The sequence below is a fragment of the Janthinobacterium glycogeni genome, from assembly GCF_051380725.1.
Taxonomy (GTDB): Bacteria; Pseudomonadota; Gammaproteobacteria; order Burkholderiales; family Burkholderiaceae_D; genus Janthinobacterium.
In genome coordinates this window covers 36,323-51,454 of record NZ_JBNYXP010000013.1, presented here as the reverse complement: position 1 = coordinate 51,454, position 15,132 = coordinate 36,323, and the positions used below count along the sequence as shown (strand labels likewise).

Sequence of the window (15,132 nt, the reverse complement as noted above, 5' to 3'; positions counted from 1 at the left end):
TTACTTATACACGATACTTATAATGCCTCTTCTGTCCGCCATCATTCCCACGCACAATCGCCAGCGCTATGCGATCAACGCCATCACCACCATCCTGGAAAATTTCCCGGATACGGAAGTGGTCGTATCCGATACCAGCGATACCATGCAAATTGCGGAAGACCTGGCGCACTGGATTGACTCTGGACGGCTGATCTACAACCATCCACAACGTCCGATGGATGTGGTGACCAATTTTCAGAATGCATTACACCTGGCCACAGGAGATTATCTGATCTTTCTCGGTGACGATGATTGCCTGGGACCTGGCGCGGAAGACCTGGCGCGTTGGGCGCGCGATACGGGCGTCGAAGCGGCCGCCTGTTCGCTGGGTGCCAATTATTTCTGGCCGGATTTCAAGTCGCTGTATTTCGGGGCCGACTTTACTGCCAAGTTGACTGCTGCGCCATTCAGTTCAACCATTACCCGTCTCGACGGGCCGCAGGTGCTGCAGCAGGCACTGAAAAATCTGGGAACGGGCGTGATGTCGATGCCGCGCGCTTATCTGGGCATGATGTCGCGCGCGTTAGCCGAACGCATTGAGCAAAAATACGGTGCGCTATTTGGTGGTGTCAGCCCTGATATTTACAGTGCGGCCCTGATTGCCGAGGAGTCGCGCAGTTCCGTCCGTATCGACTTTCCCTTCATTATTGCCGGCAGTTCCGGCGGCAGTACTTCAGGGCAAAGTGCCGAAGGCGGGCATAAGGGCGGCTTGCGCGACAATGCGCATATCGGCGCCTTTACCAATCTGGTGTGGGACCCGTTGATTCCCGAGTTTTACAGCGTGCCGACGGTCTGGTCCTACTCGTTCAAGGCGGCGATCGACAAGATCGGCAAGGCAGCTTATCGCCCTAATCTGCCGCGGCTGTACGCCAAATGCTGTCTGCACCATCCAAAATACTGGCGGGAAACCAAGGCTTCTTTGTGTGCGTATGTCAAACGCGAGCGTTATAGCCCGGGCTGTCTGCTCTTTGTCTGGGAACTGGCACGTGAGTTCTTGCGCCGTTCCTACCGCTTCATGCAAATCAAATTCAGGCCGGCGATTGATAGTCAGGTGTATGCGCAGGAAAAATTGAACAATATCGGCGAGGCCTATGCCCATTTGCTGACGCATGTGCAACCGAGCGTGCGTTTGCTGCAGTCGGCGATGAAGGAATTCAAACGCTGAAACATCGCCTACAAGAACCGGGCAAGGCATCCCCGCCACCGCGAGAAATTCCGGTAGCGTACGTACGGTACTGCATCACATGAAATAAGAAAAATGCCAATCGGTCTAGTTTACATTATAGTTTTTTTACCTGTTTTGATACTCGGGATGTTCACCCAAGATAAGTCGCGCCTGTCTTTTCAGATCGCGATGTGCGGCCTGATCGCCTTGTGCGTGTACGCATTCCGTTCGCCCGAGTTCGGCACAGATTCCTCGACCTATTTGCATTACTTCCTGTCGGCCTGCCAGGCCGACGGCAGCACCATAGAAGCGGATGACTATTCCTTCTTCGTCATGGATTTCTTCTTTTCGCTGGTGCCGGGGGCGCTCTGCAACCGCGACGCCTTTGCAAGTATCTGGATCCTGTTCATCGTGCTGCCGATCTTATGCATGAAGGGAAATATCCGGGTCAAGTTCTTCATGCTGTTCTTCCTGCTCCTCTCCCCGGTCGGTACCGAGTTTTTTACAAATGCTTTCAGGCAATCTGCATCGGCCATTCTGTTCTGCGTGGCCGTCTCGCACGGTTTCAAAAGCAAGTTCGGTCTGGCCTTTTTGCTGCTGTCATTGATGCTGCATAAAAGCTCGTTCCTGCTGCTGGTAATTTACCTGCTTTCCTGCTGTGACCTGCGACGCCTGGTGCAAGGTGGCTTGCTGGCCCTGCTCTGCCTGTTTTTCGTACCGGCGGACAGCATCCTGTATGCACCGGTGAACGGTTTTTTGTATGAGGTCACCAAGTATCTGGCACATGATAACGACGAGATTCTTGCCCGCATCAGCATTTATGCGAGTTTTTTGTGCCTGTATTTATTCATGCGTTACCTGGACAAGCGAAAATATATCGACCTCAAGCCCTATGCCAACTTTCTATGGCTGCTGTTCGGCGCCAGCGTCTTGTTGTTCCCCTTGCCGTACTTTAGTTATCGCTTCGTGTATTCGATTTTTCCGATCTTTGTCTGGTGCTTTGCGTATGAACTGGAGCGCACGCGTGACGTGAATATCTACCCATATGTGTATTGCTATGTACTTGCTTCATTTGGCCTGACCATCAGTTTTCTGCTTGGCTCGTCTTCCATTAACTCGGTCAGCTTTTTTTAAATTATGAGCATTGGAAAAGAATTCGGTATTTCGGTGGTCGTTCCCGCCTATGCGCGCTATGACGCGTTGCTGGATGCTATCGAATCGGTCACGACTGCGGCAATCAAACAGGTTGAAATTGTGGTCGTTGACGATTGTTCGCCAAATGTCATACTGGCCGATAAGCTGCCTGCATGTAATAGTGCTGGCATACCGGTACGTGTCTACCGCCTGGCAAACAACAGCGGCCCTCAGTCGGCGCGCAATCTTGGTGTGCGTCGCGCGCGATTCAGTTATGTCGCGTTTCTTGACTCGGATGATAAATTTTCTTCCGAGAAAATTGATTTTCTACTCGGCTACTTAAAAGAGGGAAGCTGCGACATCGTCTATCATCCAGTCGATACCCCGACCAATATCAATGCGATCAATGCGCGCTGGTATGGCGGCTACTTGCGCCACTTGCCGTTCAAATACCTGCTGGCTGCTCTCAACCCGGTCTATACCCCATGCCTGACGGTCAGGCGTAATTTGGGTCTGGGGGTGCCGCTGATGCGCTATTGCGAAGATTATGCGTATTTATTCAATATCAGCGCCAGGGCCAAAGCCGTGCATTTCGTTCCCGCCGCGATGACGACGTTGTCGCGCGCGCCTGGCAGTACGGGCGGCCTTTCTTCGGCGCTGTTCCGGATGCGCATGAACGAATTTCGTGCCAAGAGGGTGATGTTGCGCCACTGGCGCTTTTACGGCATAGGCTGCTTGCTCATTTCCGGCACATTCGGTTGCCTGAGAATTTTGTCGGATGTGCTGAAATTGAGGTACTTCCGAAAGTAATTGCACGCACTGCCAGGCGATTCATCGTGCTATGCGCGGTGTGCAAAATGTTTGAAGTGGCGTCAGGCCGCTTTTGTTGAATAAAAAGTTGAAAGTTAAGGTTTTGTAAATGAAAATTGCGATTATTGGAACGGTGGGCTTGCCAGCAAAATACGGTGGATGGGAAACGCTGACTGATCATCTGACGGATAATTTGTGCGATAAATTTGATATCACCGTATACTGCAGTGGCAAAAAATATGAGCAGCAGCCGGCGACATACAAGGGCGTCAAGCTGAAATATGTGAATCTTGATGCGAATGGCGTGCAGAGTATTCCATACGATATCGTGTCCATGTTGTCCGCGCTGCGTTATGCCGACGTGCTGTTGATCCTGGGGGTGTCGGGTTGCATTTTCTTGCCAGTACTTAAATTGCTGAGCAAAAAGAAAGTTATCGTCAATATCGACGGCATGGAATGGCGCCGCGCCAAGTGGAGCCGTTTTGCCAAATGGTTCTTGAAATTGTCCGAAGCGACGGCGGTGCGTTTTGCCGATGTGACGATTGCCGATAACAAGGCGATTCAGCAATACGTCAGTGCGCAATATGACCGCCCCAGCGAGCTGATTGCCTACGGTGCCGACCATGTCACACAGCAGCCGATCAACGGTGAGGTATTGCAGCGTTTTCCATTCTTGCAGCACGATTATGCGTTCAAGGTGTGCCGCATCGAGCCGGAAAATAATGTGCACCTGATCATCGATGTCTTCGCTGCGCAAAAGCGGATGCCGCTGGTTATTGTCGGTAACTGGGACAATAGCGCGTATGGACAGGAGTTAAGAAAAAAATACGGCAATGTCGATCATGTGCACCTGCTCGATCCGATTTATGACCAGAGCATCTTGAACCAGCTCCGCAGCAATTGCCGTATATATGTGCATGGCCACAGCGCTGGTGGCACAAACCCATCGCTGGTGGAAGCGATGTATCTCGGCTTGCCCATTCTGGCATTTGGCGTGAACTATAACCGCGAAACAACGCAAAACCATGCCATCTATTTCGACGACGAAGCTGGCTTGCTGGAGATTCTGAATACGGTGCAACCGGAGGAATTGCAGGTCATCGGACGTAGCATGAAGCGCATTGCGGAAGAAAATTATACATGGAACACCATTTCGGCGAAGTATGCCGCCTTGTTCGACGCGCCACGGCAGGTGCGTTAATACAGGATAAGCCGCCAGTGTGGCTAGCGGGATGCCTTCTAGCCATCCTTCCCCGATATTTTTACTAGGATTGTATTGTGCTGTTATTGACTGGAGCGACCGGATTTGTCGGCGCAGCATTGATTGAACGGCTGGCCCGTATAGGGGACCGACGTATTCGTGCCTGCACGCGCGACGCCACCGCCAAGTTTCCTGGCGCGGTAGAAACGTTCGTCATCGATGGTCTGTCTAAGCAGACGTGCTGGGATCATGCCTTTGACAAGGTAAATGTCGTCGTGCATGCTGCGGCTCGGGTGCACGTGATGAACGAGACGGCAGCCGATCCGTTGCAGGAATTCCGCCGTGTGAATGTTGAAGGAACCCTGCACCTGGCGCGCTGCGCTGCACGGGCGGGTGTGTCGCGTTTTGTATTCATCAGTTCCATCAAGGTGAATGGTGAAGCGACGCAGCCTGGGCAGGCATTCTCTGAAAGCGATATTCCGGCGCCGTCTGATCCGTATGGTATTTCCAAGCTGGAAGCCGAGCAGGGCTTGTTTGCGCTGTCTCGCGAAACTGGCATGGAAGTGGTGGTGATACGGCCGCCGCTTGTCTACGGACCTGGCGTCGGCGCCAATTTCCTCAGCATGATGCGCTGGCTGCGACGCGGCATACCATTGCCGCTGGGCGCAATCAAAAACCGGCGCAGCCTGGTTGCCCTGGAGAATCTGGCCGATCTGGTGGCCGTGTGCGCGGAGCACCCTGCGGCTGCCGGCCAAGTCTGGTTGGCGGGAGACGGCGAGGATCTGTCGACCAGTCAGTTGCTGCTTCGTATGGGCCAGGCGCTGGGCAAGCCGGCGCGGCTGCTGCCCGTGCCGGCATGGATGCTGGAAGCGGCATGCGCGGCGATTGGCAAGCGTGGGTTCGCACAGCGTTTGTGCGGCTCGCTGCAAGTGGATATTTCAAAGGCGCGGCAGGTACTAGGCTGGGTACCGCCGCTGAGTGTGGATGAAGGTTTGCGTCGTGCGGCGCGGGGAAATTAAATGAAACGTTTGTTTGATGTAAGTGTCGCCTTGCTGGCCGTAGTATTGCTGTCCGTGCCGCTGCTCGTGGTGGCCCTGATGGTGAAACTGACGTCGTCCGGGCCTGTTGTGTACTGGTCGGATCGCGTAGGGCGCCATAATCGTATCTTCCGGATGCCCAAATTCCGTACCATGCGTGTCGACACGCCCGCCGTAGCGACCCATTTGCTGACCGATGCCAAGAAATTTCTGACACCGGTGGGGCCGTTCCTGCGCAAATCGAGCCTGGATGAGTTGCCGCAGTTGTGGAGCATCCTTGTCGGCGACATGAGTTTTGTCGGCCCGCGTCCGGCCCTGTTCAATCAGGACGACTTGATTGCCTTGCGTACCGAATACGGTGTCGACAAGGTATTGCCAGGCCTGACCGGCTGGGCACAGATCAACGGCCGCGATGAATTGCCGATACCGGACAAAGTCCGGCTGGACGCCGAGTATTTGCGGATACAGTCGTTTTTTCTCGACTTGAAGATTATCTTCCTGACTTTCCTGAAAGTGGTGCGTCGCGATGGTATTACGCACTGATAACCAGGTTGAGCCTGCATATTGAGATTGGTATGAATTGATGACTCCTTTATCGAATTTTCCGCGTTTGCAAAAACAGCTGATCGCCGCTTCGGCAGATATGCTCTTTTTGCCTCTGACCTTCTGCGTGGCGATATTGCTGCGTTTTGACGGCGTCAGCCTTGCAGTATTCCGTCCGTATGTCTGGATCATTGTCCTGGCACCAGTGATTTCCATTCCAATTTTTATCAAATTGGGACTGTACCGTGCCGTGATCCGCTTTATCGATTACAAGATCGTCTACGTGGTGGTGCTGGGCGTGACGCTGTCGGTTGCTGTCTTGCTGGCGATGGCGGCCTTCTCCACGCACATGATTGGCTTGTCGCGCGGAGTGTTCGGCATTTACTGGGTCAGTGCGATCATGTATGTGACTGCCAGCCGGTTTATTGCGCGTGGTTACTTTTCTCATGCATCGGGCATTTCAGGAGGGATCCGTGTTGCCATTTATGGCGCCGGCGTTTCTGGCAGCCAGTTGGCGCAGACCTTGAGCTATGGCGCCGAATATCGCCCGATGGCCCTGATCGATGAGAAAAAAGAATTACATGGCGCCATTATTGCCGGCATTCGCGTGTATGCGCCCGAAGACTTGCCGGAACTTATCGCGGAAAAAGGGATCACAAAGATCCTGGTGGCCCTGCCGTCCCTTTCGCGTGCGCAGCAGCGCCGCATTCTTGACAAGCTGGAGCCATTGAAGATCAAGACACTGGTGACACCGCCGATCAAGAGTCTGATCAGCGGCCCCGTTCGCCTACAGGACTTGCGTGAAATCGAGATCGAGGATTTGCTGGGCCGCGATGCGGTCGAACCGGATCATGATCTGATGGCCATGTGCATCACCGACAAGACCGTCATGGTGACCGGGGCTGGTGGCTCCATCGGTTCAGAGTTGTGCCGGCAGATTCTGCGCCAGAGGCCTGCTCGCCTGATTTTGCTGGAAATGTCGGAATTTGCGCTGTATACGATCGAACAGGAATTGCAGGGTTTGTGCAAGGCGCTGCATATGGAACTGGAGTTGCTGCCATTCCTGGGCTCCGTGCTGGAAACGGAGAAATGCGAAAAGATCCTGCGCACGTTTAATGTGGAAACTGTGTATCACGCAGCGGCATACAAGCATGTGCCGCTGGTGGAGCACAATCCGATAGAGGGAATCCGTAATAATGTATTGGGTACCATGAGCATGGCGCGTGCCGCCATTGCTGCCGGCGTCAAGCGGTTTGTCTTGATTTCGACGGACAAGGCCGTGCGACCAACCAATGTCATGGGATCGACCAAGCGCCTGGCGGAATTGATTTTGCAGGCATTTGCGCGCGAACAGGACAAGACGCGTTTCTGCATGGTGCGCTTTGGCAATGTACTGGGTTCCTCCGGTTCCGTCGTGCCCCTGTTCCGCAAGCAGATCATGGCTGGTGGTCCCATCACCATTACCCATCCGGAAATCACGCGCTACTTCATGACCATCCCGGAAGCCGCGCAGTTGGTGCTGCAGGCTGGCGCCATGGGCGAAGGGGGGGATGTCTTCGTGCTTGACATGGGGGACCCCGTTAAAATCGTCGATCTGGCCAAGCGCATGGTGCATCTGAGTGGCCTTGAGGTGCGCAGTGAGCAGACGCCGAACGGCACCATTGAAATCCAGCATGTGGGATTGCGGCCAGGCGAGAAACTGTACGAAGAATTACTGATTGGCGATAACGTTGAGGGAACTGATCATCCTTTGATCATGCGCGCCCAGGAAGCGGAACTGCCGTGGGTTCAGCTAGAGGCGTTACTGAACGATTTGACGCATGCGTGCGAACGCTTTGATCACGAGGCGGTACGCGCCTTGCTCTTGCAGGCGGTGACCGAATATGCGCCACAATGCGGTATCGAGGATTTGATCTGGTGCGCGCGTGGCGATGCGGTATCTCTGCAGGCCTAGGTGAGCAAGAGAGGCAGCAGCGCGTGCCGCCTCGATGTACCGATGAATTGATGTATTTACTTTCTAAAGAAGAAACATGGACAATCTAGACCAGCTTAACAAGCAAAATGGCATCAACGTGGCTGATTATGTGGGCGCCTTGCGCGACGCGCGCAAGTGGATTGCCGCCGCCACTATTTCCGTCATGGTGATCAGCGTGGTTGGCGCCCTGTATCTGGCACAGTACCGTAGCGAGGGTTTCCTGCAGTTTGGCGGCGCTATTCCCTTGCCGCAGGAAACGCTGGAGAACGACCGGGAACCGAAAAAAGACTTGAATCCAGGGATTGTGCTGGCAGACTACAAACGCTATGCGGCCACCTTTAGCACCAGCGGACGCTTCGATGCTTTTGTCCAGGCGAACAAGCTGCAGGCGGTGGAAGGGATCGCCGGCTTGCGCAAGGCCATGGCCACCGGCGACGGCTTTAACAAAATGGTGGAGCCGGTTTTCCCGTTCACCAAGATAGACGCCAAGGAGTTGATGGAGCAACCGAAGGAAGGCAGCAATAATGTCATTGGTTTGCGCATTTCCTATGCGGCAGGCACTGCCGAGAATGCCCAGCGCATGGTGGATTTGTTGGGACGCTATACGATAGACAGCATCATCTATTCGACCTATTCGGATGTACTGCGTTTCAAGCATATTGAACTGTCAGCGATGATCACCAAGCTCGACAATGACATCATCAACATGAATGAACGGTTGGAGATGTATCAGCGCAAAGGCGTGGTACTCAAGCGTATAGTCGGTAACTACCCGGAAGCGGCGAACAAGTCGGCCACTTCGGTGATTTCAGTGACGGAGGACAGCGCGCGTTATCTGTCCCCGATTACTCACCTGATGTCCGGTGAAGTGGAAGCATTGAGCACGAGCGAGACCATCATTCGCCTCAAGCGCGCCCAGGCCCAGAATATTCTGTTGCGCGAGTACTATGACCAGGCGAAGAGCCTGCTCGATACGAACCAGTCGGGCGAAGCGCTGTTGCGTGGTCTCGAGGCCGTCAAGGAGCGCGTCTTCAAGAGCAAGAATCTGAACGATGAAGTGGTCAAGGAAGTGTATAACATGATCACGATTGACAATCAGCGCTCGGTCAACTTGTATCTGGAGAAAAGCCGTTTCATCGCAGGTCCGACCCTGCCGGAAAAACGCAATATCCGCATGTCCTCGGTACTTCTGCTGAGCTTGCTTGCGGGCTTCTTCCTGTCCTCCGTAATCGTCTTGCTGCGCAAATGGTGGCGTGAGAACCTGTAGTCCCCGCTGCGACATTGCAGACTAAAAAAAATCCCGCGCCAGCAGACATGCCAGCGCGGGATTTTTACATCAGGCGAGATGCCGGTGGCACCAGGCGGCGCGTGCGCGGCGTTTACGCGGCAGGCACGGCGTCGAACCGGGCCTTGTTGCCAGCCAGTGCCTTGAGTACCTTGTATTCAATGCCGCTGCGGGTCTTGGTATAGGTTTTGTCTTCCACGCAACATACAGTGGAATGCGGGTGGGCAAGGCGTTGGGTGGCAGCGGTGGCGCTCTCACGCACAAACACAATGCTATCCGCAGCGGCGGCACCAGCATCTTGCAAGGTGGCGATGCCGACCGCGTCATCGCGTTCATAGTGCAGATGCTGGTCTGCGGCCACTTCATCTAGCCAGCCAAGCAGCAGCGTCCATTTCTCATCCAGCGTGATGTCCTGGTAAAACGACAGATTCGGCTTGTGCGTGGCAGGCGAACCGGCGATGACCATGTTCGCGCCGCATGATTTGGTGATGTTGGAGCCGATGAGGGCGACCGTGCGCGCACCTATCGTCACACCGGAGGCGACGATGCAGGAACCGACCAGCCATACATTGTCTTCGATCACAACCGGACGTTCGCCATACAGGGTGCAGCCTTCGATCTGTTCGCCAGCGGCGACGTGCGACCATAGTTGCGAGTACATGCCGACCCGTACGCCGCGGCCGATGGTGATGCCGCCCGTGCCGTCGATAATGCTGTTTTGCCCAAACCAGCAATGCGCACCGATCTGCGCGCCCTGGCCGCTCAGGACCAGGCAGTTCTCATGCAGCGTGCTCCAGTCGCCGAGCGTTACATCGCCGCCCGCGCAAATGAATTTGACGCCAGGGCCGATAACGCAATAGTCGCCTATGGTGACGGTGCCGGGGGCATGGAAGATTATCTGGGCGGTTGGCGCGATCTTCGCACTTGCCGCCACTTCAACTTTGCCTTCACCAACTACGATAAATTGACTCATGGGCGATGCTCTCCTGTGTGATGTCGCTGAAAAATTCAGGGACGTTGACGTTTATTGTTTTATTGGGAAGAAATGGGAGTTTCTAAATAAGACAGGTGTATGGGAATGATGGAAAACTGACTAACAGGCAGGACGGGCATGGGGGGATGGTTGTCGCTACCAGTTAACAGTGCCGACGCGAGAACACTGGCCAGCCGATATCGGACAAGAGTGTGGCATATTGGCCAGGTGCTTTTAACGAGCTCTGCTATTTATTATACAGGGTAAAAACAGCGTTTTGCCACCCGGCGCCCTGGGGCAGGAAGGCCGGATGGCGTGGAAATGCGTGCTGGTTTTGCCGTATCTTCAAGCGCTGAATAGTTAAAGAAAAGAAATTATCCTGATATAATCGCGGCGATTCTGGCACTTTCTGCAGGGGCAGGTACCGAGGAAGACAGGCATGGGCAGCCGCACCGCGTGGGTGCTGGCCGTAATAGACCGTTAGTGACGCGATCACTGCCGGTCTTTCTTTTTATGTATGCCTGTCATAGCCCGCCGCCTGGTCCATAAACTGTTACATATTTCCACATCGCCGCGATGCAAACCGTCTGTCGACAAGCACGGGCACAACTTCAAGAAAAAAGGTTGAACCGATGATTTTTAGTTCTGCTCAGTTCATTCTGTTATTCCTGCCGGTCTCGTTCTTCGGATATTTTTTCCTTAACCGCATACGGTTGGTTGTCCTCGGCAAGGCATGGTTGGTGGCGGTCAGTCTGTTCTTTTACGCCTACTGGAATCCTGCCTACATCCATCTTTTGCTGGGCTCGATTCTGTTCAATTTTTCGATCGGCAGCCACCTCGCGTCCGATTTTCGTTCGCGGCGCTTTCCCCTGTCGCGCCGTACGGTACTGGCGCTAAGCATTGCATTGAATCTGGCTTTACTCGCTTACTTTAAGTACACCAATTTCCTGGTGGACAATATCAATGCCGTGACGGGCGCTGCCTATGTGGTGCCGCAGATATTGCTGCCGCTGGGGATCAGTTTCTTTACGTTTACGCAAATTGCCTATCTGGTCGACAGCTATCGCGGCGAGGCCAAGGAATACGATTTCCTTAACTATGCGCTGTTCGTCACCTTCTTTCCACACCTGATCGCCGGCCCGATTCTTCATCACCGCGAGATGATGTCGCAGTTCGAGTCGCGCCGCAATTTATCTATCCGCCATCGCAACATCTTGTTGGGATTGTTTATTTTCAGTATAGGCCTGTTCAAGAAAGCCGTCATCGCGGACACGTTCGCCATCTGGGCCAATACGGGTTTTGACGGTACCGGGCAGCTGGATTTCTTCAGTGCTTGGCTGACCAGCCTGTCATACACTTTCCAGCTGTATTTTGATTTCAGCGGTTATTGCGACATGGCGATCGGCGCGTCGCTGCTATTCAATATCTGGTTGCCGATCAACTTCAATTCGCCATACAAGGCGCTCGATATCCAGGACTTCTGGCGCCGTTGGCACATGACGCTGAGCCGTTACTTGCGTGACTACCTGTATATTCCGCTGGGCGGCAATCGCTGCTCGCCATGGCGCGTGTATTTCAATTTGATGACCACGTTTGTCCTGGGTGGCTTATGGCATGGTGCCAGCTGGATGTTCATCATCTGGGGCGCGTTGCACGGCGCCGCACTGGTGCTGCACCGTTTCTGGAGCGGACGTGGATGGAGCATGCCGAAACCGCTGGCCTGGCTGGTGACTTTCCTCTTCATTAATGTCACTTGGGTCTTCTTCCGCGCCAAGGACATGGACGCCGCCCGTCGCATTCTGGGCGGCATGGTCGATTTCGCCTCTATCCAACATATGTCGCTTGCCGCCGTTCCCAGCAACCAGCTGGCATGGGGCGGCTGGTTGACGGATTATCTGCTGCGCTGGCTGCCTACGGGCCTGGTGGCGAACTTCCTGTGCTTCTGCGCAGTGGTGGTGGCGTTCGTGATTATCCGGCAGAAAAATTCCTTTGACTTGATGCAGAGTGGTTTAAGCCGAGCAAAAATGGCAGGCGCACTGGTCCTGTTCTGTTTTGCAATGTATTCCGTGCTGGTGACGACGACGTCTGTCTTCCTTTACTTCAATTTCTAAGCGGTATCATCATGAAAAAAAGGATTCTTACCTTTATCGGCCTGGCATTGCTGGCGCTGTCGGTTGTTCCACTGATTAACCTGAAGTGGGGCCACGTACAAAAGAAACCGGGCGAGGCCTGGTGGCACCGTGCCGTGCTATACAACCTTGATTTTGCCTTGCCGTACTGGAGCCGGGCTTTGTATAGCTTCGGTATTTCCACGAGCCCCAGCCAGGTGACTATTGGCCGTGATGGCTGGTTGTATCTGGGCGACCAATACGAACAGACGCTGACGGTGACTCGGCGCGGCAGCCAGCCGGTAGATGTGGAAACGGGCAAGAGGATTGCCCTGGCTACCGCTGGCTGGGAACAATGGTTGGCATCGCAGGGTGTGCAGGCTTTTCGCGTGGTTGTGGGGCCAAATAAAAATACCGTGTATGCCGACATGGCACCTGCCTGGGCGCAGCCGCTGCTGCCATCGGCTACCGATACCCTCATCGCCAGCATGAAGCCTGGCCAGTATGTTGATGTCCAGCCCGCCATGCGGAAGGCCAGGACTGAGTTTGCGCAGCCGTTGTACTACAAGACAGATACGCATTGGAATCAACTCGGTGGATGGGTTGCTGTCCGTGCGCTGGGTGCGGATATGGCACAGGCCGCATCAGGCCTGCACTGGCTCTCCGAACAACAGGTACGCCCCGGCACGGCCAGCCAGCGCTACGGTGGCGACCTGGCAAACTTCCTCAAGATGAGCCATATGCTGCATGACAGCGAAGTGCCGGTGGTGATCGATATAGGCCGCCCTGTGGAGACGGCAAAATATGATTTTGACACTGGCCGCTTGCTGGAGTCGGGCGGCAATCCGGAAGTCGGTGCGCCGCGCACGCCGGTACTCGTCAAATCGCCAAATGCCTTGAATCAGAAGAAAGTCTTGTGGCTGCGCGATTCCTTCGGCACGGCCATGTCGCCGTATATGGCGGCCACATTCAGTGAAACCCTGCAGATTCATTATGGCGTCACGGATGCCGCCATGGTGGTGAAACTGGTGGAGAAGTATCGTCCGGACTATGTGTTTGTCACGGTTGTGGAGCGCGATGCGAGAGCGCTGCGGTTTGAGCAGGTGCCGCCACTGCTCGTTTCTGCCAAGCCAGCCAATTTCCTGGTCATGGCACGCGGCACGGAGTCGTCGGCAAATGACGTAGCGGCGATACCTGGCAGCTCGGCTTACCGTGTCGCCGGCGGCGATGCCTTCATTGCCTTCAAGCTTGCACCAGCGGTACGCGCCGCCGATGCTTCCCGATTGACGTTCAAGCTCGATTGTGGCGACAAGTCCGTTGCCGTCCCGATGCAGCTGTTCTGGTATGCCGAGGGCAGCCATGCGAGCGAGGCCAGCAGCGTGCGTTTCATGGCCACGCCCGGCAGTAATTCCGTCGATCTCGCACTGTTGCCGGCATGGCAGCAAGCCGGCAACATCGCCGGCCTGCGTCTCGATCTGGATGCTCCCGGCGTCTGCCAGACACTGGGAATCAATACGGTGGAACTGGGCCGCTAGTTCTTCGTCAAGGCCGCGCGCGCATTCGCCCGCGCGGCCAGCCAGATGATGGTGGACAGGCTGGTGGCAATAATGCACCAGTAAATATAGCGGAAGTCGGCAGATGGCACGCTAGCCAGGTAGCCGAGGAAGTAGCCGAGCGACGAAGCGTTCAATGCTAGTATCTGGGTTTTCTCCAGCGACGCGCGCATGCGGCAGCCAAGCACGGTCATGGCAATTGCCAGCAACAACCAGAGATAGGGCTTGAAGAACTCGCCAAGTGGTGTCACCTGGCCAGCTTCGACGTAGGCTTGCATCAGGTGCGCCAGTTTTGGATTGTCCAGTTTGATTCCCAGCTCGTTTTGCATGATGCCCGGGTGCCAGGCATAGTAAGGTTCCAGCGTGGGCGAACGCAGGAAATACAGGAACGCTTCGCCTTTGATCTGCAGGTACGGCAATGGATGCTCGAGTACTGTTTTTTTCCACAAGGCATGGGCCGTCGTATGCGGCATACCGGCAAACAGGCTGCCGTTAGGGTCGTAGCCCTTGCGTACAAAGCACATCGCCCTTTCATACAAGATAGGCATGGGTGAGCAGAAGGCGTTGTCTTCGGGCTTTACCCATGGCATCAGATTCTCTCCAGTCATCAGCGAAATCTTGGCTACCTCATCACCCATCAACAATGTTTCAAAGTGTTTTCTCTCCGCATGCAGGACGTTATAGCTGAGTACAGACGTGGCCAACGGCAAGGTGGCGGACAGTACCACGCTCATGATGACGGCTTGTACCACCGAGCGCGCTGGCCAGAAGTAACGCAGTGCGAAGTAGATCAGCGGCACGATGGCCAGGATGGCGTTGTGCCTGACGGCGGACGCATAGAAAATGAAGGGAATCGCAACGGCGGCTACGCGCCAGTTCTTTGTTTTTGTGTACAGCAATCCTGTTGCCACGAGCAGGGCAAAGGCCATGCCCACGTCCTTCCACAGCACGCCTGCAAAGTTGATGATCCATGGCAGCAGGAACATGGCAGGGATCAGCAACGCCCATCGACGGTGCGGCAAATTGCTGCACCAGATCAGGATGCCTGCGGCGAGCAATAGCAGGTGCACTATCAGCAGACTTTGCGGGCCCGCGACGACGAACAGGCACAGATGCCACAGATAGGACATGATGGCCGGATGGCTATCCGTGTAATGCTGGTCCAGTGCGGTCTGGTATTGCACCATGGAATCATAAGACATGAAGCCAGGAGCGAAGCAGTACCAGATGATAGCCAGCACCATGGCGGTCAGTGCAATGACTAGGGGAGTGAAAACCTGATTTTTCATGGGAAACTTCAAATTCG

The 15,132-nt window shown here is 54.8% G+C and carries 12 protein-coding genes; 10 read left to right on the top strand and 2 right to left on the bottom strand.

Annotated features, from left to right (window positions below; translation table 11 throughout):
• The first annotated feature begins 22 nt into the window (after window positions 1-22).
• The 8 genes from ACQ4W4_RS23560 (at window position 23) to ACQ4W4_RS23525 (ending at window position 9,174) form a co-directional block, all read left to right on the top strand.
• Window positions 23-1,207 (top strand): glycosyltransferase family 2 protein, encoded by a 1,185-nt coding sequence (locus ACQ4W4_RS23560; protein ID WP_436544012.1) that lies wholly within the window; start codon window positions 23-25, stop codon window positions 1,205-1,207.
• 147 nt (window positions 1,208-1,354) lie between these two features.
• The gene (locus tag ACQ4W4_RS23555; protein WP_436544011.1) at window positions 1,355-2,341 is read left to right on the top strand and encodes an EpsG family protein; all 987 of its coding nucleotides are present in this window, start codon (window positions 1,355-1,357) and stop codon (window positions 2,339-2,341) included.
• A 3-nt stretch (window positions 2,342-2,344) separates the two neighbouring features.
• Window positions 2,345-3,151 (top strand): glycosyltransferase family 2 protein, encoded by an 807-nt coding sequence (locus ACQ4W4_RS23550; RefSeq protein ID WP_436544010.1) that lies wholly within the window; start codon window positions 2,345-2,347, stop codon window positions 3,149-3,151.
• Between the two features lie 109 nt (window positions 3,152-3,260).
• Window positions 3,261-4,352: a DUF1972 domain-containing protein gene (locus tag ACQ4W4_RS23545; RefSeq protein ID WP_436544009.1), complete on the top strand. Its 1,092-nt coding sequence runs from the start codon at window positions 3,261-3,263 to the stop codon at window positions 4,350-4,352.
• 74 nt (window positions 4,353-4,426) lie between these two features.
• Entirely contained in the window at window positions 4,427-5,371 is a 945-nt protein-coding gene (locus ACQ4W4_RS23540) for a UDP-glucose 4-epimerase family protein (protein WP_436544086.1), read from the top strand.
• Entirely contained in the window at window positions 5,372-5,932 is a 561-nt protein-coding gene (locus ACQ4W4_RS23535; protein WP_436544008.1) for a sugar transferase, read from the top strand.
• A 40-nt stretch (window positions 5,933-5,972) separates the two neighbouring features.
• Window positions 5,973-7,886, top strand: coding sequence for a polysaccharide biosynthesis protein (locus ACQ4W4_RS23530; RefSeq protein ID WP_436544007.1), 1,914 nt, complete (start codon window positions 5,973-5,975; stop codon window positions 7,884-7,886).
• A gap of 76 nt (window positions 7,887-7,962) precedes the next feature.
• Window positions 7,963-9,174: a molybdopterin-binding domain-containing protein gene (locus ACQ4W4_RS23525; protein ID WP_436544006.1), complete on the top strand. Its 1,212-nt coding sequence runs from the start codon at window positions 7,963-7,965 to the stop codon at window positions 9,172-9,174.
• A gap of 112 nt (window positions 9,175-9,286) precedes the next feature.
• Here ACQ4W4_RS23525 and ACQ4W4_RS23520 read toward each other — a convergent pair whose 3' ends face one another.
• Window positions 9,287-10,165 (bottom strand): acyltransferase, encoded by an 879-nt coding sequence (locus ACQ4W4_RS23520; RefSeq protein WP_436544005.1) that lies wholly within the window; start codon window positions 10,163-10,165, stop codon window positions 9,287-9,289.
• Between the two features lie 632 nt (window positions 10,166-10,797).
• On the opposite strand from ACQ4W4_RS23520, the gene ACQ4W4_RS23515 reads away from it, so the two are divergent.
• Together ACQ4W4_RS23515 and ACQ4W4_RS23510 are read left to right on the top strand one after the other, a co-directional pair.
• Window positions 10,798-12,276, top strand: a complete 1,479-nt coding sequence (locus tag ACQ4W4_RS23515; RefSeq protein WP_436544004.1) for an MBOAT family O-acyltransferase — start codon at window positions 10,798-10,800, stop codon at window positions 12,274-12,276.
• 11 nt (window positions 12,277-12,287) lie between these two features.
• Entirely contained in the window at window positions 12,288-13,808 is a 1,521-nt protein-coding gene (locus ACQ4W4_RS23510) for an alginate O-acetyltransferase AlgX-related protein (RefSeq protein ID WP_436544003.1), read from the top strand.
• Here ACQ4W4_RS23510 and ACQ4W4_RS23505 read toward each other — a convergent pair.
• Window positions 13,805-15,115 (bottom strand): hypothetical protein, encoded by a 1,311-nt coding sequence (locus ACQ4W4_RS23505; protein WP_436544002.1) that lies wholly within the window; start codon window positions 15,113-15,115, stop codon window positions 13,805-13,807. The genes ACQ4W4_RS23510 and ACQ4W4_RS23505 overlap by 4 nt on opposite strands.
• Between the last annotated feature and the right edge of the window lie 17 nt (window positions 15,116-15,132).